General features: G+C 49.0%; 20 protein-coding genes. 6 read left to right on the top strand and 14 right to left on the bottom strand.

Annotation, left to right across the window (positions count from 1 at the left end; translation table 11 throughout):
- Positions 1–125 precede the first annotated feature (125 nt).
- From OXN82_RS03525 to OXN82_RS03515, 3 genes are read left to right on the top strand one after another with little or no spacing between them, the layout of a single operon-like run.
- Positions 126–3134: a Mur ligase family protein gene (locus OXN82_RS03525; protein ID WP_321211966.1), complete on the top strand. Its 3009-nt coding sequence runs from the start codon at positions 126–128 to the stop codon at positions 3132–3134.
- The gene (locus tag OXN82_RS03520; protein WP_321211965.1) at positions 3112–4281 is read left to right on the top strand and encodes a hypothetical protein; all 1170 of its coding nucleotides are present in this window, start codon (positions 3112–3114) and stop codon (positions 4279–4281) included. The genes OXN82_RS03525 and OXN82_RS03520 overlap by 23 nt, the downstream gene beginning before the upstream one ends.
- Before the next feature lie 3 nt (positions 4282–4284).
- Positions 4285–4938, top strand: a complete 654-nt coding sequence (locus tag OXN82_RS03515) for an NTP transferase domain-containing protein (protein ID WP_321211964.1) — start codon at positions 4285–4287, stop codon at positions 4936–4938.
- A 56-nt stretch (positions 4939–4994) separates the two neighbouring features.
- Here the strand turns inward: OXN82_RS03515 and OXN82_RS03510 are convergent, their stop codons facing one another.
- The 9 genes from OXN82_RS03510 to OXN82_RS03470 form a co-directional block, all read right to left on the bottom strand.
- Positions 4995–5210: a hypothetical protein gene (locus OXN82_RS03510; protein ID WP_242451117.1), complete on the bottom strand. Its 216-nt coding sequence runs from the start codon at positions 5208–5210 to the stop codon at positions 4995–4997.
- A gap of 25 nt (positions 5211–5235) precedes the next feature.
- The gene (locus OXN82_RS03505) at positions 5236–5925 is read right to left on the bottom strand and encodes a DUF169 domain-containing protein (protein WP_321211963.1); all 690 of its coding nucleotides are present in this window, start codon (positions 5923–5925) and stop codon (positions 5236–5238) included.
- Positions 5926–5934: 9 nt separating this feature from the next.
- On the bottom strand, positions 5935–6117 hold the full coding sequence (locus OXN82_RS03500) for a hypothetical protein (RefSeq protein ID WP_300478357.1): 183 nt from the start codon (positions 6115–6117) through the stop codon (positions 5935–5937).
- 125 nt (positions 6118–6242) lie between these two features.
- On the bottom strand, positions 6243–6929 hold the full coding sequence (locus OXN82_RS03495) for a hypothetical protein (RefSeq protein ID WP_321211962.1): 687 nt from the start codon (positions 6927–6929) through the stop codon (positions 6243–6245).
- 102 nt (positions 6930–7031) lie between these two features.
- Positions 7032–7586 carry a pseudomurein-binding repeat-containing protein gene (locus tag OXN82_RS03490; RefSeq protein WP_321211961.1) on the bottom strand — a complete coding sequence of 185 codons (555 nt, stop codon included), beginning with the start codon at positions 7584–7586 and terminating at the stop codon, positions 7032–7034.
- Between the two features lies 1 nt (position 7587).
- Positions 7588–8271, bottom strand: coding sequence for a PsbP-related protein (locus OXN82_RS03485; protein ID WP_321211960.1), 684 nt, complete (start codon positions 8269–8271; stop codon positions 7588–7590).
- Between the two features lie 34 nt (positions 8272–8305).
- Entirely contained in the window at positions 8306–8620 is a 315-nt protein-coding gene (locus tag OXN82_RS03480) for a DUF4064 domain-containing protein (RefSeq protein WP_321211959.1), read from the bottom strand.
- Positions 8621–8635: 15 nt separating this feature from the next.
- A complete protein-coding gene (locus tag OXN82_RS03475; protein ID WP_321211958.1) occupies positions 8636–9112 on the bottom strand; it encodes a hypothetical protein in 477 nt (158 codons plus the stop codon).
- A 31-nt stretch (positions 9113–9143) separates the two neighbouring features.
- Positions 9144–9470: a DUF2085 domain-containing protein gene (locus tag OXN82_RS03470; protein WP_147671913.1), complete on the bottom strand. Its 327-nt coding sequence runs from the start codon at positions 9468–9470 to the stop codon at positions 9144–9146.
- Positions 9471–9907: 437 nt separating this feature from the next.
- On the opposite strand from OXN82_RS03470, the gene OXN82_RS03465 reads away from it, so the two are divergent.
- Together OXN82_RS03465 and OXN82_RS03460 are read left to right on the top strand one after the other, a co-directional pair.
- Complete coding sequence (locus OXN82_RS03465; RefSeq protein WP_013295725.1) at positions 9908–10501, top strand: CRISPR-associated transcriptional regulator Csa3; 594 nt, start codon at positions 9908–9910, stop codon at positions 10499–10501.
- 49 nt (positions 10502–10550) lie between these two features.
- A complete protein-coding gene (locus OXN82_RS03460) occupies positions 10551–11417 on the top strand; it encodes an ATP-binding protein (protein WP_321211957.1) in 867 nt (288 codons plus the stop codon).
- An 84-nt stretch (positions 11418–11501) separates the two neighbouring features.
- Here the strand turns inward: OXN82_RS03460 and OXN82_RS03455 are convergent, their stop codons facing one another.
- The 3 genes from OXN82_RS03455 to OXN82_RS03445 all read right to left on the bottom strand — a co-directional run bounded on the left by OXN82_RS03455 (position 11502) and on the right by OXN82_RS03445 (position 18443).
- A complete protein-coding gene (locus OXN82_RS03455) occupies positions 11502–15962 on the bottom strand; it encodes a cobaltochelatase subunit CobN (protein ID WP_321211956.1) in 4461 nt (1486 codons plus the stop codon).
- Between the two features lie 287 nt (positions 15963–16249).
- The gene (locus tag OXN82_RS03450) at positions 16250–17335 is read right to left on the bottom strand and encodes an ARPP-1 family domain-containing protein (RefSeq protein WP_147671915.1); all 1086 of its coding nucleotides are present in this window, start codon (positions 17333–17335) and stop codon (positions 16250–16252) included.
- Positions 17336–17603: 268 nt separating this feature from the next.
- Entirely contained in the window at positions 17604–18443 is an 840-nt protein-coding gene (locus OXN82_RS03445) for a hypothetical protein (RefSeq protein WP_147671916.1), read from the bottom strand.
- Positions 18444–19077: 634 nt separating this feature from the next.
- Between OXN82_RS03445 and OXN82_RS03440 the strand changes: the two genes are divergently transcribed.
- Entirely contained in the window at positions 19078–21879 is a 2802-nt protein-coding gene (locus OXN82_RS03440; protein WP_160323078.1) for an ATP-dependent helicase, read from the top strand.
- A 4-nt stretch (positions 21880–21883) separates the two neighbouring features.
- On the opposite strand, the gene OXN82_RS03435 is transcribed toward OXN82_RS03440, so the two are convergent.
- Complete coding sequence (locus OXN82_RS03435) at positions 21884–22345, bottom strand: hypothetical protein (RefSeq protein WP_160323077.1); 462 nt, start codon at positions 22343–22345, stop codon at positions 21884–21886.
- Positions 22346–22396: 51 nt separating this feature from the next.
- Entirely contained in the window at positions 22397–22948 is a 552-nt protein-coding gene (locus OXN82_RS03430; RefSeq protein ID WP_160323076.1) for a PsbP-related protein, read from the bottom strand.
- Positions 22949–22963 lie beyond the last annotated feature (15 nt).

Genomic DNA, 22963 nt, shown 5'->3' with positions numbered 1-22963 from the left:
GGATAACCCATAATAATAACTGGACCGCATATTCTTTAGCATCCGGGAAAATCCTGGATTGATAATAACCATTACTTCATGAGCATGAATACTTTTAACTTAAAACAGATCTATGGGTGCATAAATTGATCAGGAACATGAACGTGCTTGTGCTTGGAGCTGGAAACGCTGGTAGACCCGCCGCAAGATTGCTGAGACACCTTGGAAACAGTGTGCTTGTGAATGACCTCAGGGAACTGGATGAACTGCCCCCCAAGGCCAGAAAGAGAATAGATGAGATGAAAAGGGAGGGTGTAAGGTTCAGGTTCGGGGGTCACAGGATTGAGGACATGCTCTGGGCCGACGCCGTCTTCGTATCACCCAGCATACCCTCTGATGCACCGGTACGTGGGATGCTGGAGAGTGTGGAGAAGGATCTTATTCACATAACAACATCAGACATAGGGAGGGCCCTGAACCAGCTCATAGGCATCCCCATGGTGGGAGTTGCAGGGACAGACGGAAAGACAACAACCACCAACATGATAGACCACATACTCTCATCACGCCACAGGACGGTGTCATTCTCATCGATCCAGGACTCACTGGTCATCGAGGGACTCGTTGAACTTGTGGTGAATGGTGATGTGAGAAACAGGGACATGGCCGTGTTTGAACTCCCACATGGAACCATAAGGATGGCTGATGGCCTTGAAATAGTGGCTGGTGTTGTGACAAACCTCACACCAGACCACATGGATGAGTTCAGGGACTACGACGAATACATTGAGAGAAACTTTTCAATAAAGAACCTCATAGCCCTGGGGGGTATTCTGGTGCTCTGTGGAGATGATCCGGTAATTGCGGGGCTCCTGGATGACCTTGAGGTTAAAAGTGTGGTCTATGGTCTGGGGAATGAAAGGAAGGTTGAGTTCATGGATAGAACCTTCAGTGGCTCGGCAGAACCACAGGTCAGCGCAACAGACATAGACCTCAGGGGTCTTGAGGGCTCAGAGTTCACCCTCAAGGTATCAGAGATACCTACTGCCCTCTGCAGCACCTGCGGATCTTTAAACTGTGGGGAACATGATGGGGTGGTCCATGTCGGCCCCCTTACAGAGAGGATAAAACTCAGGGTACCGGGTCTCTTCAACGTGGAGAACGCCCTTGCAGCCATAACCGTTGCACTGGTACTCGGATTTGACATTAAGGATATTAAAAATGCATTAGAGGAATTCAGGGGTATAAAGGGTAGATTTGAATTCATAGATCAGGTTGATGGTGTGTCTGTTTATATGGACGCAGCCCACAACCCTGAGAGCATGGAGAAACTCTTTGAAGGCATTGAATTCAAGGGAAGGCTGATAATAAGCCTGGACAACCCCGACACCCTCACAGTGAGGGACAAGTACAGGATAGGCCAGATACTGGGTGAAAGAGCTGATGTATTAATTGTGAGCGCCAAGAATGAGACAACAGGTAAGATTGACATTGAAGCGGCCTCTGAAGTTGAAAGGGGTGCCGGCAGGGATAAAACCATAAAGACTGAGAGTGTATATGATAGCATAAGGAGGGCCCTTGAAATCGCAGAAAAGGGGGATACGGTACTACACCTGGGTCCCGGGGTTGTCAACGCCTATGAAAATGTGAGGAATGATATTGAGAGGGCTATAGAGTCAATGAGGGACTCCATAGTTGTTCTTGGAGGCTGCGGAAATGTGGGAAGCCTCATGGCAAGGAACCTCAGGGCGAGGGGTTACCGGGTAATAGTCTCGGATCTCAAGGAAAGCACACCCCTCGAGGATGTCTTCAGGGAGGAGGGAATAGAACTTGACCTTGGGGGTCACAGCATGGAGGTCCTCAGGCGCGCTGGCACCATAGCCATCACACCAGCCCTCGAGAATAACAGGAAGGTTCTTGACCTTATCAGGGGACTTGACGCTGATGTGATAGGCGTTGAGGACGTCCTCAACATGTGCCCTGTTGAGAAACCGGTGGTTGGAGTTACAGGGACCAATGGAAAGACCACGACCACCGGTATTCTCAAATCCATAATTAGGGCTGCTGGAAAGACTGTGCCAGAGCACCACCTCAACATACAGGGCAACACCGAACTGGTACCGGCCCTCCAGGCAAGACTCCCTGGGGACGTGGCGGTGGTTGAGATAGGGACATTCGGGCGGAGGGGTGAGATAAGGCAATCAGCCCTTCTCTCAGGGGTCTCAGTGGGCGTCATAACCAACATATCAAGGGACCACCTTTCAGGTGGAAGGAGGTTCTCTGATTACATTGAATGCAAGAGGGAGATCATTGATACAGCAGAGGTCATAGTACTCAACGCCGATGACCCCATCGTCGCATCATTCGCAGAGGGACTGAGGGAGGAGAGAGCGGTGCTCTATGGTATCCAGAGTATGGAGTCGGCCCCGGTCATGCCAGAGGGGAGGGAATGCCCCAAATGTGGCAACAACCTCAAATATACTCGCAGGACCATGGGGCACCTGGGGGACTATCAGTGTGTCTGCGGCTACCGGAGACCCCAGCCTGAGGTTATGGCACTGGAGGCATCTGCAGATGGATTCAAACTGGTGATAGGCTCCGAGATGAGGAATGTGAAACTCAGGACACCAGGGATCTTCAATGTCTACAATGCACTGGCAGCCGCTGCCGCTGCATGGTCACTTGGCGTGGACATGGATGATATAGTGAGGGGAATTGAGTCATTCGGTGGTGTGAGGGGAAGGTTCCAGAAGCTGATGGACTCACCAAGGGTCATACTTGACTACGCCCACAACCCTGCCGGTGTGAGGGCGGTGATGCAGGAACTTAAAGGTACCGATGGAAGGCTGATGGTCGTAAACACCGTGGCATCTGAGAGCGGAATAGATGGTGATCTGGAAATCGCATCGCTCCTGAAGGATGCATACACAGTTATACCGGCATCCTATGCTGCAAGGAGAGCCTCCCGTATCCTGGGTAAGAGGGTGGTCCATATAGAATCCAGCAGAAAACGTGCTGGGGCGGGGACCCTTGGAGCGAGCCGTGAACAGGTTGAGGAGGCCGTCGGTAAGGCCCTTGAAATTGCAGAACCAGATGACACCGTACTCATAATCGGTGAGGGGGGATTCAGATATGCAGAGGATTATATCAGGTAAGCACATCATTTTACTGGTTATTTTTGCAGCCATCATAACAGCATCAGGTGCATACATCGAGGGAAGTGTTGAACCCCAGCACCCGCTGGAGATAGCAGCCCTTGAGCCTGGAAGCACGGTACTGAAGGGCCAGGACGTCATCGATGAGTCCAGGGTGAGGAGCGTCCCTCTCATACTCCACCCGGACTACATACTTGATGAATTCAACTACATGGACCCTGGAAACCTCCTCCAGGCTGTCCTCACAGGGGCTGTGCATGTCCCGATATCCGAGATGACCTCCGGGATAGACCCCTCAGGAAGATCCACTGTGGATGGTCCGGGGGTACTGAGGGTTTCAGGGGGTAAACTGGTGGTGCAGGAGCCACCTGTCTTCCTCTGGGCCTACAAGACACCCTACACCTATGGGGTGAAAAGAGAGAATGGTATGGATATCATTGAGAACGGAAGGAAGGTTAGATTTGTCCCTGCAGATAGTATAAGCAACAGCACCGTCCCCCACAGGTACAAATCAGTTAACAGAATAAAGAGGTGGTTCAGAAGGGCTGATGAGGGTGAAGAGATAGTTCTGGACTACCAGCTCTCCAACTTCAGCGATGGCAGGCTCCCTGTTCCACCAGCGAGGATAGAGGAACTCTTCGGTGGGGATGTCCTTGAGTACATGGAGAACTACCCCTCAGGGTCGCCTGTCATGGTGTACACGGGGGGCTACAGGAAGGTCCTGGTATCATCTGCAGTGAGCTACCTGGGCTCATATCCCCAGTACGATGATAACAAGAGGGCCTTCAATGCAAGGGCATTCGCGGCGGCATGGAATGGCACTGTGATTCCACCGGGAAGTGAGGGTTCAGGTAAGGAGACCGTCAGGTTCACTGCATCAAGGGACCCCAAGGCCCCAGGTGGATACGCGTCCCACGGCTCATGTCCACCTGCAAGGGCCCTCAGGGCCGTTGTAACTGACGCAGGGATGCCACTCCCCAGGGGAATGACCTGGGAGTTCCATGCGGTTCTATTCGGATTCAACCCGGCAACCGGGATAAAGGTCAGAAACACAGGAAGGTACCCGGTACTCATTGAGATGTGGACGACGGGTTCAGGTGCAGGTACAACCATATACGCCAGAATCTACAGACTTGAACCGGCATAGGTGGTGGAGTTGATCTCAGCGGTTGTTACAGCGGCAGGGAGGGGTAGCCGTATGTGCAGGGACATGCAGGAACTCGGCCTTGAGCCGGTCCACAAATTACTGCTCCCCCTCAACTCAGTTACTGTAATAGAGAAAACTCTGGATTCCGTGCTCAGGGCGTGTGTGGATGAGTGCATCGTCGTAACAGGCCACCATTCAGGGGAGGTGGAGGCTGCCATAGCAGGTATGGATGTGGAGATCGTGAGGAATGATCCTCCTGATGTTCCACTCTCGGCATCACTCCTCAATGGTGTTCTATCTGCTTCCGGCGAAATCATACTCTGTATCGCCGGAGACCAGCCTGCAGTATCCCCTGAGACCATGGGGAGGATCAGTGAACACGCTGACCCTGAGACGGTTTCGGTACTTGCAAGGGGAAGGAGTGGCTGGCTTGATAGCGCCGAGGGCCTCGGGATGCCCCTTGCAGCGAGCTCAGAGCTCCTTAAAAGGTACCTTCCAATGGGTGATGGAAATATAAATCCTCTGCTCCGTTTGATGGTGGATGATGGCATCAGGCTGTACGGTGTTGAGGCATCAGACCCCATTGAACTTGTAAATATAAACCACTACAGTGATTACCTCAGAATAAGGGGATATTTTGGAGTTAAAAGGAAATAGGTGTAGCAGGGTCTGGAACTATTCATTTAAAAGAAAAAATAGGGGGGACACTGCGCCTAGAATTCTTTTTCCTCGGTCTCCTCTTCAAGAAGATCCAGCCTATCCTCAATCTCCTCAAGGAGCTTACCCACACTCCTGAGGATCTCAAGGGTGTCATAGATCCAGTTTATAACAAGTTCCTGGTCTGCCTCACTCTCATACTTTTTTATCTTCTCCTCGAGGTCAGCAACGTCCTCGAGGATCCTGAAGGTCTTTGTCTCAACCACAATCATCACCCCACGGTTTTATGGATTGATCCTACTGGCTTATTGCCTCAAGAGCGTTGACAACACAACCTATGTTCTCACCGTTGAGCCCCACGATGAGTTCATCATCCCTTACACCGGCGTACTGCCTTGAACCGCTGCACCCCATGGTTATGTTTGGCCTCTTCCTCATGTAGGGGCCTGCAACTGCGTCTGCACAGAGTGACTGTATACCTGAGAAGTCTGCCTCAACGCGGCCACCCAGGGTGTAGACGAGGGCCTGTGAGATCTTCATTGCCTGGGCAGGGTTGCAGATGATGACTATGACGTCAGGGTCAAAGGTTGCATCCTCAAGGGGCGCGTATACTGCGGCGTAGAACCTGAGGTCAACGGATGGTATCTCATCAAAGGTTCTCTTGGCGGATGCAAAGCTTGCAAAGCGGCCAAGGTTGTAGTAGAACTCCCCTGTTTTGACCTTCTCTGGTGCCTCATCTATTCCAAGGGCATCTGCACCACCCTTGCATGCCTGGGCCTCTGCAGTTGCATAGAAGGATTTTCCTGCAGCGGCCATCTGGACCATTTCACAGTGCCTTGCAGGTTTCTCTATTTTTTCAACGCCCTCAGGAAGGTCATCCTCCCTCAGAACGAGTTTTATAGCCACCGGGGACTTTTCAAGTCCAAGGAGGGTCTTCAGTTTTTCTGATATCACATCATATCCATTCGCAGCGCATACATCAACCACAAGATCACCTCAATCAATAATCTTCACGGGTTTACCGTACTGTCGTTTCTCGAGATGGCCGCAGTCGCGGCACCTGTAGATCACCAGGATGAAATTTCCTGATTCAGGGTATGTCTCCTCAACCTCATCTGCAACTCCACCGCAGACACTGCACCTCACCCTATCTGGTTGATCCATTCTGTAGTGTATCATCAGAACCACAGTGTAATATATGTAAAAAAGAGTATATTAATTTCTCGGTTCTGTCATCCATTCATGCTGATCTCCCGTTTTTTCAGGGTTTCTCTGGCACTGATTGTGGATGGTCTCTGTCAGATTTATGAGGGGATGTCAGTGGAGTCAAGGGTTATTACAAACTCCCTGGCATGTTCCAGGGTTCTTGAGTAGTCCTGGTACATGTAGTTCTCATACAGTATGGCGGGTGTTCCCCCCTGAATTATGGGTTCCGTTACGTAGGCGGGGCTTGTCTGTGACTCAGGGAAGTAGTAGGATAGCCAGCTGATCCTGGATGCAAGTTTCAGGGCTATCATCCTGCTTTGCTCATGGGGGAGTGGCGTGAAAACGAACCTTCTCATACCATAGTTGCCCCTGTTGGAGTGCACATCAACTGCGAGGCTGTAGTTGTCCCGGGATACATCGGGAACCACGTATCTTCGTGCAAGGAGCTGTCCTGCCATCCTCCCCTTTTCATAGTCCTCCGGCTTAAATGTAACGTTGACCCGGTATACGAAGTACGTGTACCTCAGTTTATCCTGGTTCTCCTCAAGGGCCTGCAGCAATGCCCTGTGGGAGTCCCTCTCAAGGGGGTGGACTCCTGTTATGTAGGCTATTTTCACCTCTGAGTCCCTGTTCCCGTAGGGTCCAAGTTTCTCAACTGTGCCCATCTTATCAGAGCCGAGAACCACAGCTTCGTTCCTATCTGTGCTGTGGAGGGAGGGGTTCAGCAGGTAAACCGTGATTAGGGCTCCTGTGATTATGAGTGATAGGATCAATTTTCTCTGCATACTGAACTTCCATTAGTACACTATTTTCCCATTTGATAGTTTGAGGATAAAAGTTTGTTTATTCAACAATGGTTATTAGTTTTCTATAAAAAGAAAAGGGTATTAGGCACTCACCACTTCAGGTAGAGTCCCTGTCCTCCTGTATTCAACCAGAACCTGTCTGAAGATCTTCCTTGCAAGGGATGGGGTTATGTCGGGGGATCCCTCAACATAGATACCAACATGGTTGGGGCTTCTGCCATTGGCGTCCATCCATGTGTATGTGCGCTCCGCCATATCGGTGTATTCGCTCCTTGTAAGGGTAACGGTATCCATGAATCCATAGGGGTCCTCAGGGCCACTGTATTCACCCACATGGATCTTTCCTGTCTCATTGAGTTCCAGCATCACAACCCCCCTTGCAAAGATGTACAGTAACTGGGGACCTGTGAAGTTGAATCCCCTGTATTCTACTGTACCGTTACCTGAGTCCATCTCTGCAAGTTCAAGGACAGCCTGAAGGTTCAGCTGGTATCCGTCTGAGGTTTTTTCAACTGTTGCCGCTTCACCTTTATCGTCTGCAACACTGCTACCCCTGAGTAGCTGCAGTGCACCGGCTGTCAACAGAAGAGCCACCATAACCGCTGCAATAACCGGAATCATCCTGTCGGAATCCATATCACTCAACCCTGAAACTCCTTATAATTGTGTCTATATCATCCTGTATAAGTGAGATGTCATCAGATGTGAAAAGGAGGGAGTATTCATATGTGCCGTCTGTGAATACAATGTACTCATGCTCTCCGCATCCATTTGAATAATAAAATGATTTTATGGCATATGCCCGGTTGCCATCAACCTTGATTTCCTTCACATATTCCACGGTGTCCCCTTTTTCATAACATACCTCAAGCCAGATGTCCCTTAGTGCTTCAGCATCAAGGGTGTAGGGTTTTTTATAGACGGTCATGATGGAGTTTATACCCATATCATAAGATTTAAGATCAACGACGGCATCTGAACTCCTATCTTCTGGTGTGTAAATAGTCCATGTCTTGGGGTAACTGAATGAGATTCCATTGCCCTTGAACTTATTGAGGTATGATTCTGTTAACGATGACCCTCCAGTTGCATCGACACCATCATAACTGGATTCAGTACCGTAATCGCTAAATACGGTTGCTGAAATCGCAATGGCAATAATCAGGATAAATGGGATTGTAATCGCTATTAGGACCTTTGATGTCTGGCTCTGCTTTTTCCACCAGCTGTTACTCCCCCCTGAGTTAAGTTTAAACCCGCAGCTGGAACAGAAGACAGCATTTCTCCTGTTTTCTGATCCACAGTTTGAGCACCTTTTCAAATGCACACCTCCAGTTAAAAAAATAAAATGGGGGCTATCTTATCAGCCCGAGAATACCTGCGATACCAAGGAAAACTGTTCCAGGGATTGCATAGGCAGATATGCTTATAAGAAGCCAGATAGCACTGACTATTAGGATCACACCGCCCCTTCTGGGGTTGTTCCTCACGTATACTGATCCTATGATCCCCACAATGGAGGCCAGTATTGCACTGATACCCAGATAGAGGAGTTCAGAGCCGAAAACCGAAAGTACAATGGCAAAAAGACCTCCAAGCAAACCGAAGATTACCCCAATTATCCCGAGGACAAGTTCAAGTGTCCTTGATGTTTCTAAAGCATCACTCATTACAATTCACCTCCATCAGACATTCAGGGTTGTTCTGTATATGGCCGAGTCATCGTCAGCCGCCAGATCAGTGAATATCAGCAGTTCAACCTTCATGGGGGTTCCTGAGTCAATGATGTCCATGGTGCTGAATTTAACTGGCTGACCTGCTTTCGCATCATTGATGTTCCATGCGAGTGGATTGTCGTAAAGCAGGTTTCCCTCTGAGTCATACCACTTAAGATGCATCTCAAGGTAGGAGAAGTCCTTGAGTGGCGTTATCTTTCCCTTCACAGAGTAACTTCCATAGCCCTCTGAGACGACTTCAATATCCTCAACCCTGATTTCAGATTGGGCCTGTGTGTTTGATTTTTCTGCACTGGGAGCTTCAGTAGCGGTGTTGTCTGGCGACATCATCCCGCCTATTGCAACAACAAGTATAAAACCAAGACACAGTGCTCCAATGATAACACCTGCCCTGGTTGCTGAACTCTGTTCATCCCACCAGCTCATTTTATCAACCTCTTTTTTGATCCAGAATTGTTCAGAGATGGAGTATGAAGTATTTCAGTGCCTTTGTGAGTATACCCATTCCCACACCGGCTGCAAGACCGGTTGAAAATCGCAGCAGATTGTTGCTTTCCCTGTAACCAAGCAGCTGTGTGAATCCGTCTAGAAATGTTGGCACCATCATAAGTAACGCCGCTATTATCAGAGTGATGTCATATTCAATCACTGTGAGGTATGCGTATAGGAAGTATGCAAATGCACCTGTGTATATGCCTGTACACCTTGAACATACAGGAAAATAGTGACCTCTTACTGAAAATGTTCTCTCTGGTTTTCTGTGACACAAGTACTTTAGCTTCATATGGACAACACCATCTCTAATAATGGCAATTCAGCCAACTATTCAGTAAGCATGTTATTATATTTAAATGTTTACTTTTTTCATTTACATTAATAAATTTTTTAAGAATTGTGGTACAATTTTTCATCATGAATTTTCTGCATTCACCCATTAACTTCATTATACCTCATGACATATGATGGCGCAATCATCATAAAGCACCCATCATCTGAATGGTATGAGCAAATTCGGTATAATGTAATGGGGTATATCCCTCTTTTAACTGACACCTTACAAGATATCCCATGATTGAGAATAAAAAAGGAGTCATTTCTGAATGTCAATCTGTATAGAGGAAAATATATATAGAATGATCAGAATAAGATAACACCATATTTAATGAATTGTTTTCCCTGAACAAATCTTTGGGATAGGAAAACTTAAGGGACGTGATAATAATGGATACAACGCTGATATCCACAATATACTCCATTGAGCCGGTGATGTTCTGCATAACACAGTTCTCACCAAAGAAGGTTGTACTGCTCAAGGAGGACAAGGCGCCAAGGGAGAAGGAACAGGTCGAACAGGTCCTCAGAGACACCCTGGGCAACTTCGTTGAGATAACGACCTTTGAGACAAGCCTTTATGATGTTGTCACCATTGCAAAGGACATGGTTGAGATCATAGATGAGGAAAGGGCCAACGGAAGGCGCGTGGTGGTTAACATAAGCGGTGGCAGGAAGACCCAGGCACTCGGCGCACTCTTCGGCTGCTATGCCAGGAACCATGATGTCCAGCGCATAGTGTACGTGACCGAGGAGGACAGTGAACTCATAGACCTCCCAATACTGAGCTTCGGGATCTCCAAGACCAAGAAACAGGTCCTTGAGGAACTCAAGGCCGGTGAAACATCGGTTAAGAACCTTGCAGTCAAGATAGGTATAAGCAGGGGGATGACATACAACCACATAAGGGAACTCCGTGACATGGGGTTCATAGACCGTGAAAAACTTGAGATAACCTCTGCAGGCGAACTTGCAGTGCTTTAAATCATTTTCATGGACACATCTTAACCTATAAGGAATTAAAGTGTCCTCAATGCCCATAATCTCTTTAAACAAGACAAACGATTTTTTTGGAAGAGAAAAGGAGATAAGAAGGATTAATGAAGCCCTCAATGACCCCGGCTTTGTGGTTGTGACGGGTAAGATGGGCTCCGGTAAAACTGCTATTCTCAGGAGAATCCAGGAGGAAAACCCCGCAAGAACAACCTTCATTGATATGAGGTGCACCGATATCAGAAGGACCCATGAGGGCATACCTGACTTCAGGAGGATAACTGTTCTTGCAAGAACCGTGGAGTGGAATCTGCTCCTTGACAGCATGCCCCCTGAAAAATCTACCTTCACAGATGCATGGAAGATGTCACAGATGCACTGCATGAGGTGTGCTGTGGCAGCGAGGTACAGCAGAAGACTTATAAGGGATATTCAGGAGGAACTACCCAGGGCGGCTGTTGTTGATGTGCCACCCCTCACAGAAAGAGACACAGAAAGGTACATAAGGTGCAGGGCACCTGGTTTCAGGGCTGTTCGGGCAGGAATAGAATACATCCACAAGATCACAGAGGGCATGCCTCTATTCATTGACAGCTTTCTGAATGTACTATCCGATGGAATCATATATGGTCCCGCGCTCCTTGAGGAGAATTTCAAGGCAAAGTTTCAGCAGATAGCCTTCCCATGGATCGCTGAACTTAACAGCCTAACCCTGAGGGAAAAGAATATATTGAGTCTTTTAAAGGAGGGCCCCCTTGGAGGGGATGAAATACCTGCCAGTAGCAGCGAACTTGAGGAACTTGAACTCCGGGGCCTCATTGAGCTTCAGGGGGATAAATGGAATCTCGACTCAGAGCTCCTCAGAAGGGTCATTGTTGAACTTGAGAATCAGACGGGATGTATCTAGTTTTCTTTTAGAAGGGCCATGGTTGAATTTGAGAATCAGATGGGGTGTATCTAGTTTTCATTCAATAAAAAAAATAAAATAGGGTTATCTGCCCCTCCAGTAACCGAATCCCACCAGGAACACAAGGGCCACAACACCGAGAAGTGCGTAAAGTGGCACCTGGGTTTCTGATGATCCGCTCTGGGTTGATGCTGAAACCTCATAGGCTTTACCTGATTCAGCACCCTTTTCTGTTTCACCATTGGTAGCTGAACTCTGACTTTCAGCCGCTGAACCGGATGATCCACTGCATGATTCACCTGATGAACCTGAGGGTTTCTGTCCTGTCATCCCGGCACTTTCACCATTACTGTCTGAACCTGAATGGCCTGGATTCCCTGAACCTCCTTCCTGCGGTACATTGACTGATGCGCCTGTTGCAGCTGCAAGGGCAGAGGCAAACCTTTTGAGGGACGCCTGGTTGACTGAGGAGACCTTAACAACCCAGTTATTGAAGACTATGTTTGCACAGGTATGGTGGCAGCACACCACACCATACTGCCCGGCAAGTTCAATGTAGCGGTTTGCAAGGTCCCGCAGGACAGCCTTATCTGCATTCCAGATGTTCCGCCTTGCAGCCTCAAGTACCCAGGCAATCATTGACTGGGTTGCAACAGCCTCATAGTCCCTTGATGCCCTGAACCTGTCACTCAGGAGGTTCACTGCAAGCTGCTTCCATAATTCATTGCTCACAGCACCGGTTGTGACGGCCACACCGAACACATTCTTGTACCTTGAGGCATATTCCAGCCAGCCGCTTGGTGAGCTGAGGAGTGAGTCCATGTAGCGCGGGTTGAGTAGCTGGGATCTCACCTCAAGTTCAATCTCCTCTGCAACCGTCCTAACTGTGACCGTGTTTCTGTTACGTATATCCACCAGTGCTGTGTCAGGGTTGCCGCCGAGGTGGCGTGATGCAAGGACCATTCCACCGAACCAGTCATAGTAGTCGTCTGTGTCAATGAGCCTCCAGGTGCTGTCAAGGTTCTGTGTAACAAGGTTCACCTTACCCAGGAGGTACTGGAAGGTGCCCCTGTTCTGCTGTATATCCACTCCCCCGGGGGTTGACCTCCAGGCATAGGAGACCCTTGAGAGGTAGACGTCTGCAAGTTCAGCGCTGGTATTCCACCTTGAGGTTGCGGGTGTCATATCTGATACCCCTGTACCCTCAAGCACAAGGCCCCTGAGTCCGAAGACACGGTCCAGTGAGCCGCATTCACTGTAGTGCCTCTTAACATAGTTTTCGGTGTCATTTGCCTCTGCAGCCATCTTAACAGCTGCGTTCATGAGGTCTATCCAGAGCTGGTTACCTGTGACAGCAGTTACAAATACGTCGATGCGTGGCCTTGGTATCTCAACGCCGTTCACTGTGATCATGAGTTCTGATGCGTCCATGAGGACAGGTTCAGGTTTGACGTCACCGTTGGTGTTCCACTGGGGCTTAACCCCAAGGAGGTACATGAACTCTGCAATGGCAACCCCATCGGTCCTCAGAAGCTCGGTACCCCACATCACCATTCCGATGAGCTCAGGGAATTTTCCGTGCTTCATGTAGTACTCTGCAAGGAGGGTGTCTGTGATTTTCTTTGCGGTCTCCCAGGCGGCCCTTGTTGGCATCTTCTTGGGGTTGGTGGCGTAGAAGTTGGCGCCTGTTGGAAGCACATCACACCATGCAGGGTCACCTGCAAGGCCTGGCCTCACAAAGCCCCCTCCAAGGGCTGAAAGCAGGCTCTGCCATTCGGTGTTTCCACGTATCTTTCTGATTGTCTCATTGATGAATTCAAGGTCGGTGCCGTTTATACCTGCAGGGGCAGTGCCGTTTATGATGTTCCTGATCCAGGTTCGTGCAAGGTTCTTAACCGAGGCTATCTCGTCACTGTATCTCAGGGGGTCCTTAAGCATTTCAGTGTAGACTGGCTTTGAGGGGTAAAGGGTTTTTCTGATGTTCTCCAGGAACTCTGACCTTGATGATGCTATGGTGAGAACCTCCTCAACCAGCTCCTCACCCTCAAGCACCCTTCCCAGGCTGTGAAGTCCCAGGGGGATTATGTCTGATTCTATCTCATGGAGACTGAGGTGAAGCCTCTCCAGGGCATCTGTGAAGTTTCCTGACATGTTGAAGTCCATCTCTGAGGCTCTGGATCTGATCTGGGACTCAATGGCCGGGAGTATCTGGCTGTTACCAACCTTCAGGGCGTTCTCGTACTGGTGGATGAGGTCATGTATCTCAATGAGTTTACCGTACAGTCCGCTCTCGACCATTGCAGGGGTCATGTGGTCGATTATGAGTGCCCCGCTCCGGTCCTTTGCAACCATACCTTCCCCTGGATTTGAGACTATGTAGGGGTAGATGTTGGGTATCCCTGTGAGCTGGAATGGCCAGTCATCCTCCATGAGCCCTATCATCCTTCCAGGGAGGAACTCCAGTGTCCCGTGGGTTCCAAGGTGTATCATTGCATTTGCCCTGAAGACGTTCTCCAGCCACCTGTAGAAGGCTATGTACTGGTGGTGTGGCGGCAGGTATGGGTTGTGGTAGTCTGTGACCTCGTCCCATCCACGTGCCGGCTGGACCGTCACGAAGATGTTCCCCAGCATTATACCTGGTATCACGATGCTGCCGTTCACCGTCATTATGTTGCCTGGTGCGGCACCCCATTTTGATAGGACCTCTGACCTGAGTTTTTCAGGGAGTTTGCTGAACCATTCCAGGTATTTCTGCACATCAAGGAGCTGTCCGCTGGCCTGCAGTTCTGCCCTGTGCTCACTCACGTACCTTTCAAGGAGTGGCTGTGCCCAGGTCCCCTTGTTACCAAACTCTGAGACTATCCTGTAGAGCTCCTCCACGTCGGGTATCCTTTCAACCCTGTAGCCTGTCTCGTTGAGCTTCACCAGGAGGTCGTGGAGGCTCCTGAAGACGTCCAGGTATGATGCCGTGAACCCATCCTTACCCGGCGGGTAACTGTAGAGTATCACCGCGATTTTCTTATCTGAATTACTGAGTTCCCTGAGCCTTGCCCATCCATCGGCCAGTTTGACGATCTTCTCAACGCCGGGCTGTACCACAACTTCGTTCCATGATGCGTCGGTGTAGGACACAACGATGGGTGAGAAGACACCCTCGAACCCGGGTATCGTGACCTGCCATGTCCATTCGTACTGGGCACCCAGCGGGTTTGTGAGGCTTGAGTTGCTGTAGAGCTGCACCCCCTTGATCACAGGGATGTTTATCCTCTCAAACTCTGCAAGCGCCCCACCTGATGGCAGGTTGGCGTAGTTGAGTGACCAGGAGTAGAGGGATATCACGGCGTCTATCCTCCTTGTGAGGGGTCCCTTACCGTTAACACCAAGGGCCAGTTCCTCAAGGAGTGAACTCACAGCAGGGTTTGTGGCCCCCTGGTACAGGTTGAATATGGCCCTTCCCTGTTTCTCTGCCTGGCGTATTATCGCGTCCACGGTTGGTGATGGACTGTAGCTTACAACGACGATGAATGGTCCTGTCATGTTTTTGTTTGCAGTGTACCAGTTCTCGAACTGTCTGTAGATATCTGCCCTCTGGTCTTCCGCCCATGCTGAGAAGTTCTGGTCTATCCATCTGAGGCTGTCATATGGTGGTATGAGACCAGGGTTGCTTTCTATCCAGGCCTTTATTCTGGATCTTTCTGCAACCACACTCATGACTCCAAGGTCAGGGTGGTAGAGTCCCCAGTCAGGGGCTGCCATAACCGGCCCCTGATTGTTCTCAACAGGGTTGAAGGTGGTCTCACCGAGGAGGTACTGGATGTACTTTATCATGTTCTCCAGGTTCTCCCTGGCTGCCCCTCCTGATGCAAGGGCGTAGTAACTTGCAATGTAGGTATTCTCCACTGTGTCGGGCGTGTCATTTCCCGGTGTTCCACCGAGGAGGTTCAGGCCTGTTCCACCGTAGGGGTCGCTGTCTGTGTCTGTGGGGTAACCGAAGGCAGCTGCTATCATGTTCCTCTGGTTCGCGGGACTCCTCAGGAGGTATGGATACCAGGAGTCGCCCCAGCCTGTCCCTGGCATTGCCATGTCCAGGTAGGCGAAGTTCACGTATTCCATGATCCAGTCACTGGCCGCCGAGGATGGGTCCCACATGTCATGGTAGATTATCCTCCTGTTACCCATTGATTTCAGTATGCGTCCCTTCTCAGGGACCGAGCTTATGATGGCTATATCCGGCATGAATGTGTGGTTCAGTGTTCGGCTTGAGGTTACGGTGTATGTCACCGGACGGTAGGTGTGGTAGCTTATCCTCACCTCAACTGGGAATGTGTCATTGAATGTGACCCTGTAGGATCCGTCTGCTGCTGTTCGTGTTTCATTGATAACCGAACCATTGTATATCACGGTGATGGTGGCATTCTTCACTGGCAGCGCGTCCTGGAGTGTGGTGTATCCTCCTGATGTTTCATTGTAGATCTCCTTTATGTGTCCTGAAACCTCCGCTGCGCTGGCTGTGCCCGTCAGTGCAACTGCGAGTATCACCGCCATTACTGTGATGAATCTTTTAATATTTTCACCTCCCTTTAATTTTATTCAGGTTTACTTTAAGGGAGGCAATATTTAAAATTAACTTTAATTATTTTAAAACAAATTTTAAATATGGTTATTCAGATGTCCGGTTAAATGATTCTGCTGATAATAAAGAAGTTGATGGGGGTTTTCCGGTTATTCTTGAGGGATTTTTTAGCCGTTTAGTGATAATAAAAGAATTTGATGGGGTTTTAGATTATTGGGCAGGGATTTTTCCCACTGAGAATAAAAAAGGGTTATTGGAGTTAAATTTGGTGATTGTTCCTCCTCATGGTCTCAGCCCTCTCCCTGTAGCCTCTAATACTCCTGCTCTCCTCCTGGAGGTTGAAGAACACCGAGTGTATGACCTCACCTGCATGTGTCAGGGCTGAGCCCACAAGACCCTCGGCAGTGTACCTGTGGTCTATCCCGTAGCCTGGGGAGGGGTAACGGTGTTCCTCTGCGCTCATAATCCTCTCAATGAAGCCTTCAGGGTCCACAGGGTCGTATTTTACCTCATCATGGAGCATGGCCTCAATTGCATAACTCTTTATGATCTTATCATGGAGTTTCCTGTAGGATGAACTTCTTGATACAAGTTCAAATCCTGCAATTCTACCGTTAATTGCAACAAGCACTCCGTTCTGCTCTTTCACTGGTTTGAATGGTTTTTTGAATTCCTCCAGTGTCTTTCTCTTCTTTCTGTAGGCATCTGCCATTGCACCTGTTTTTGAGGTTGAGCCGGTCCTCCTGTGAAGCCTGTTAACCTCATCCCATACGCTGCTCTGGCGTGAGCAGTACGCCGTCAGTAACTCTTCCTGGTTCCTGATGTTGACCTCCCGGTTATCCCCAAAGGTGTCACGGATGACATGCTCATCTGCAGGTGTATCATCTATTTCAGCGCTTCTGCCAATGTTCTCAAGGTTCTCTGTCACGGTCCTTGTCTTGGTAACCCTTACGTTGAGTGCAGCGACCCTTTCAGGGTCCCTGAACTCCTTTGAGGTGTAGGACCATCTGCCCTGCTCCACGCAGCTTACGGGTATCAGGGTCTCTGACTTCTCAGGCACCAGAACGGTGACGTTGGCCACACGGTTCTGTTTGGCACCCTCCAGTTCCTCCCCGTCAATTATGAGTACGGGTTCATTAGCCCGGTTAACTGCAAGTACCTTTGGTACTGAGCCATATTCGTCAACCTCACCTATACTTATGAGGTCATTGCCCATTGCCTCTCTCAGTGTAAGGTAGTTCTGGTTCCCCTCAGGTGCCCTTACCGGGATGACCTCCATCTGCCCTGAAACCTGGGGTTTGAGGAACTCCAGGTTTTCCAGCCAGCTCTTAACTATCTCATTCAAAACATCACCTCTCAATGTTAACAGCCAGATAATTCACTCCGACTCTAGTAATGTATATGTAAATTATTGAATATAAATATTTTTACTGAATAATTGAAAATATTTTATCCAAATATGAGTGAAATAGCTGTTTAATGAAAGAATTGAATTTAAAACCCGGTATTCTGAAAGATTTGAAGTTTTCAGAGGGACGCGCCGTGATTCTGGATTTCTTCTCTGAGAGCCTGTAAGCATTTAATAAAAAAATTAAAGGTATTCTGAGGGTATATCAGCTGTTATCCCTGAGGGCGGCCCTCAGGTCCTCAACAGGTACATCGTATGTTTCACAGACCCTCTGGAGCCATGCAAGTGTCGATTCAGGTGTTAGGCACATGGCAACCCTGAAGAGCTCTGCAAGCACCTGAAACTGTGGTGAGGTGGTATCAAGGATTTTAACAAGGGATCTTGAAAGTTTAAGGCATTTCCTGGCGTTTGATATGAATGAGCTCAGGGTCTCCTGGTATTCAAGGGCATCCACATCCCTCTCATCATCCATTATCACCGCGGGTGTGAAGATATCGTACTCCCAGTTGAAGAGTCCCAGGATGAACCCCCTCTTATCCTCTGCCCCCTCAAGGTACCCTGATATGATGGATAGAATACCGTGGGATACCGCCGATGGACTTGACCTCAGGTTGCCTGTAACCCCCAGGCTTGACTCCAGCAGTTTCTTCAGTGAGGTCTTCATCCAGCCGCTCTGGGGGTCTTCGAGGTCGTTCAGCGTTGCCTCCACAACCTTCCTAATCTCAAAGGGTTTATCTGTGAGGTCAAAGAAGTGGGGGTATCTGGATTTCATCTCCATCTTCAGCTCCTCTGTATCATGTTCTCCCGGGTCTTCACGGGTCTCCTGGAAGGCCTCAAAGAGGATAATGTCCCGTAACCGTATGTGGGACGTCCAGTCGGTGAAGTATTTTATCCGGATATCCTCGGCGGTTTTACGCCCCATCGGGGTGTCCAAGAGGGAGGGATGGCATTTCAGAAACTCCTCCCACCCCTCAAGGCCAGTGTATCCTGATTTAAGGATTCTCTCTGCAGCCTCATTATATTTTATGCCTTCAAATATGTCCAACATACCACCTCTAAAAGAGAGAGGGAGGTCACTGAGCCTCCATATACACAAATATACTGAATAAAACAATCATATATGTAACAATGTATATGTATTTTATTGAATATAAAGGTTGCGGTTAAGTTGATGAAAAGAGTTTATTTATTAAACCATGGGATTAAAAAGTATAACTAAATTTTTCTGATTTTCTAAAAAATAAAAGGGGGATGCCACACCACAGCTGCTGGCAATCCCAGGTTAACCTGCTTTGAGGAGTGCCCGGATTTAAACCATGCAATATATGGAGTAGAGCAGGTTTCTGTGGACCATGATTTGCTTTTACTTGATGCTGCGAGATTATATGACTTAAAGTAATCTTTAACATCTTTAAAATTGGATTATGCCTCTGTTTTCACAATATGTACTATTAGTCGCTAATAAAGTGCTCTTAGTGCAAACGGCACCAGAAATAGCATCACTGCAATGTGTTTTTTACACGCATTTTTCACATCTCTTTATTGATTAGATTTTTCCTGAAAATTAAACACCTAATTTTTTTAATTAATTAAAGTAAATTTGTAATACGCTCTTATTCAACAGAAAAACTATAAAAGTAAAGGGATAGCATAGAAATAACATCCAGGTGGTGCAGTGAATGGGAGGGGAGATCCAGCTCACAGATGAACAGCGCAGGGCTGTGGAACACTTCACCGGCCCCATGCTGGTTGTTGCAGGGCCAGGGGCCGGGAAGACCAGGATCATAGTTGAGAGGGTGGCCCATCTCATAGAGAAAAGGGGGGTTGATCCAGGAAGCCTCGTGGTGATAACCTTCACAAAGAAGGCTGCCGATGAGCTGAAGGAGAGGATACTGGGGCGTGTGGGTTCAAGGGCAGAGGAGATGCAGATATCCACCATACACTCATTCTGCAACCGCATACTCCGCATGTACCCTGACCACCACCCCCTGGGTTCCCACTTCCATGTCCTGGATGAGGAAAAACAGCTCATGTTCATCTACGACCACAGGGAAGAACTTGGATTGAGGCACACACCCCGGGAACGATTTCTTAAAATCCAGACCTTTTTCAGTGAATGCCAGGAGAACATGATTGAACCGGAGGCCCTGCTGGAATACCACCGCTCCCATGGTTCAAAAAGAATGGAAATCGTCGCTGCAAAGGCATATGGTAAATACCTCAAACTCATGGAGGAAAAGAGGGTCCTGGACTTCTCAGGGATGCAGTGGCAGGTCGTAAAACTTCTTGAAAGTGATGAGGAGGTCCTCGAGGACCTCAGGACAAGGTACAGGTTCCTCATGGTTGACGAGTACCAGGACACCAACCCCATACAGGAGAGGTTCCTGGAGCTCCTTGCAGGTGATGGAAAAAACATATTCGCAGTTGGGGATGAGGACCAGAGCATCTACGGCTTCAGGGGATCCACGCCAGAGAACTTCCTGGGCTTCGAGGACAAGTACGATGCAGAGGTTGTGATGCTTGAGAGGAACTTCCGCTCAGTACCCAGCATAGTGGACATCACCCAGAGGTTCATGGAGGGGTACAGGGACTACCCAAAGACCATAAAACCCGTGAGGAACTCAAAAAACAGGGTCTTCATCCTTGACAACCCCACCCACCAGGACGAGCCACGCAACATAGTCAGCATAATAAGGGCCCTTGTTGATCACAATGTGGTTCCCCATCAGGGATACGTGACACTCCTCTTCAGGAGTGTCAAACACGATGCAGGCGAGATAATGAATGAACTCAGAAGGGAGGGAATGCCCTTCAACGTTTACGGCGAGGGCGGATTCTTTGACAGGGAGGAGATACTCTACATCATACAGCTCCTCCACCACACAAGGAGTATAAGGAGGAGGATAATCAAGAAACTGAGCCCTGAAAATACCGAGCATTTCGAGAGCGACTTCATGGATATAACGGGTGAAAGTATTGAGATAATCAGGAATATGGATGAAGAGGACCTCAGATCATTCAGAACCCATGAAGAATTCAGGGAAGCTGGATTCACCCATCAGGATGACATCGAAAAACTCGTAGCCCTCAACAGACTCATAGACAGTGAACTCGGCGTCCTTGAGAGGTACTATGAGATCCTTGAGATCAGCAGGTACCCCCACAGGCTCCTTGAGATGGGTGATGATGAGTCAAGGGAGAAACTCTACAACCTTGCAAGGTTCAGTTCAATAATCAAGGACTATGAGAGGGTGTCATCAGAGCCCACCGTTGAGGGCCTCATGGAGTTTGTGAGGATGGCGATGACAGGAAGCGTTAAGAAGTACGACCAGATCCTCCTTGACAACCCATACTCGGTCAATGTCATGACCATGCACAGGGCAAAGGGCCTTGAGTTTCCTGCTGTCATAATCTGCTCAGTGTTCAATGGTAAATTGCCCAGGAATGGGGGGAATCATAAGGAAGCCTCCGATGATAAATTGCGCAGGAACAGGGAAGATCAGGAGGACCTGTTCATCCCGAAAGAACTCAGAAAGGGCACAGAAAGGAAGGATTTCCTTGAGGAGAGGAGACTCTTCTATGTGGGTATGACAAGGGCCAGGGACATACTTATAATCTCTGCGACAGAGAACCACCGGGGAAGGATGGGGTATTCTCCATTCATAAAGGACCTCATATCAGCTTCAAGGATAACAAGCGATAAACTGGGGAGGATAGACCCTGAATATGCCCGGATAGAGGTCATAAAGAACACCTGTGAGGTGGAGGATATTGAATCCATGGAGACCTTCAGGATGAGCTTCACAGAACTCAACACCTACCTCACGTGCCCATTCAGGTACATGATGCTCTATGAGTACGGCTTCGATGTCCCGTCAACCAGGAACCAGCTCTATGGTATGGCGGTCCATGAGTGCCTCAGGAGGATAAACAGGCGCCTCATGAGGGGTGAGGCCATAACCGATGGCTACATACATGAACTGGCATCAGAAACCCTCAGGGATCTGAATTTAAGCAGGGAGGCATTTGATGCCTTCAAATCCAAACTTAAACGCTACATTGAGGATATAAGGTCCTGTGCAGCCAGAATAATCTCTGCAGAGAAACCCTTCAGTATAATGAGGGATGGTTTCATGCTGACAGGTCAGACAGACCTCATCATAGAAAACTCCAATGGCGGACTGGAACTCGTTGACTTCAAGGCAATGACAGGGGAGGGAATAGAGGCAACTGATATCTCTCTTCAGCTTGGACTCTACAGGCACGCCCTTGAAGAGGACTTTGATGGCTTTCTGGCCTACACCTTTGAGGATTCGGAGTGGCATGAGATAGAGCCGCTGGATGATGTTGAAGCGGTTCTCATTGAGGTTGCGGGTAGGGTGAGGAGGGAGGAATTCCCTGCAAGGAAGAACGATTTCTGCAGGTGGTGCACCTTCCACTCCATATGTGAACATGTAGCAGGGCTCTATGGGACCTTTTAGGTTTTCACTGCTTCACCCTGAATGAGTACGTTACAAGGTCGAAGTTTTCCTTCTCCATTTCAAAGTCACCCCTCTCTGCCCTGCATATCACCGCATACTGCCCAATGGGGGTGACAATTATGGTGGCCCTCACCATGCTCCTATTTTCAGGGTAAATGAACTCAACCCCACGGTAGCCGTTCACTGTGACCTTCCTTTCTCCGGTGAGATTATCCGGTACAGGGAACCTGTAGCCGGCCTTCAGCTTTTCAACTGTGACCATAGTCCTGAGGTCTCCGCCGGGCTCTGCAACGGTGATTGCATACTCGTAGCCCCGCTCCACCTCATATGGTGGGTGAATGAAGGAGACCTGCCTCCAGGATGCGGGGTAGTGGAATATGATCTCATGGTTCTCAAAGACCCTGTAGCCTGCTGTGCAGCACGATAAAGATACGATAACCAGAAAAAGTATGGGGATGAGCCTCATAACTTCACTTGGATGTTGTTGCAGTGATAGGAGATGATGTGAGGGTTCTCATCACTTCACCTGGAAGGAGTAGGTGATAAGGTCAAAGTTCCTCTTTTCAGACTCGAACCTCTCAGGCGTTGTTCCGCAGAGTATGACGTAGATCTTCCCGTTCTTCTCAAGCCAGGTTGCACGTTCCTGTTTCGTCACCCCATCCACGTTGATGGTGTGTATGTTTTCATATGCGGTTACACAGTCAACGGTGAGCGTTCTCTCGGAGATCAGCCTGTAACCTGGCTCACCTGAAAAGGCCCGGTAGGTTTCATCATAGACGTCCTTCAGGGTCCTCCCTGATGGCAGCGGAATGCTCTGTATGATGACCAGGGTCTCAAGGTTACCTGCCTCATCCACCCCTGATGGGTCAGCGACCGCTGCGATGCTGTTTGGACTTGCAACCGTCAGGTTCTCTGAGGTCCACTTCGCAGGGTACCTGAATGAGATCTCACTGTCAGAGTACGTCCTGTATGGTATGTCCGGGACCGTATTGTTGCCCTCGGTTGTGACGGTGCATCCTGAGATAGCAACGGCCACAACGATGAGGAGCAGAAAAAAATATTCCCTCATATAAACCCCCCTTTA

The sequence above is a fragment of the Methanothermobacter sp. DP genome (genome assembly GCF_026692625.1).
In the GTDB taxonomy this organism is placed as follows: domain Archaea; phylum Methanobacteriota; class Methanobacteria; order Methanobacteriales; family Methanothermobacteraceae; genus Methanothermobacter; species Methanothermobacter marburgensis.
The sequence above is the reverse complement of the archived record's forward strand: the minus strand, read 5'-3'. Positions and strand labels throughout refer to the sequence as shown.

What these genes read in the sequence shown, in the direction of transcription:
- OXN82_RS03520 (WP_321211965.1), top strand. Translation starts at nt 3,112, where the DNA reads ATGCAGAGGATTATATCAGGTAAGCACATCATTTTACTGGTTATTTTT.
- OXN82_RS03510 (WP_242451117.1), bottom strand. Translation starts at nt 5,210, where the DNA reads ATGATTGTGGTTGAGACAAAGACCTTCAGGATCCTCGAGGACGTTGCT.
- OXN82_RS03500 (WP_300478357.1), bottom strand. Translation starts at nt 6,117, where the DNA reads ATGATACACTACAGAATGGATCAACCAGATAGGGTGAGGTGCAGTGTC.
- OXN82_RS03495 (WP_321211962.1), bottom strand. Translation starts at nt 6,929, where the DNA reads ATGCAGAGAAAATTGATCCTATCACTCATAATCACAGGAGCCCTAATC.
- OXN82_RS03490 (WP_321211961.1), bottom strand. Translation starts at nt 7,586, where the DNA reads ATGGATTCCGACAGGATGATTCCGGTTATTGCAGCGGTTATGGTGGCT.
- OXN82_RS03480 (WP_321211959.1), bottom strand. Translation starts at nt 8,620, where the DNA reads ATGAGTGATGCTTTAGAAACATCAAGGACACTTGAACTTGTCCTCGGG.
- OXN82_RS03475 (WP_321211958.1), bottom strand. Translation starts at nt 9,112, where the DNA reads ATGAGCTGGTGGGATGAACAGAGTTCAGCAACCAGGGCAGGTGTTATC.
- OXN82_RS03470 (WP_147671913.1), bottom strand. Translation starts at nt 9,470, where the DNA reads ATGAAGCTAAAGTACTTGTGTCACAGAAAACCAGAGAGAACATTTTCA.
- OXN82_RS03465 (WP_013295725.1), top strand. Translation starts at nt 9,908, where the DNA reads ATGGATACAACGCTGATATCCACAATATACTCCATTGAGCCGGTGATG.
- OXN82_RS03460 (WP_321211957.1), top strand. Translation starts at nt 10,551, where the DNA reads ATGCCCATAATCTCTTTAAACAAGACAAACGATTTTTTTGGAAGAGAA.
- OXN82_RS03455 (WP_321211956.1), bottom strand. Translation starts at nt 15,962, where the DNA reads ATGGCGGTGATACTCGCAGTTGCACTGACGGGCACAGCCAGCGCAGCG.
- OXN82_RS03440 (WP_160323078.1), top strand. Translation starts at nt 19,078, where the DNA reads ATGGGAGGGGAGATCCAGCTCACAGATGAACAGCGCAGGGCTGTGGAA.
- OXN82_RS03435 (WP_160323077.1), bottom strand. Translation starts at nt 22,345, where the DNA reads ATGAGGCTCATCCCCATACTTTTTCTGGTTATCGTATCTTTATCGTGC.
- OXN82_RS03430 (WP_160323076.1), bottom strand. Translation starts at nt 22,948, where the DNA reads ATGAGGGAATATTTTTTTCTGCTCCTCATCGTTGTGGCCGTTGCTATC.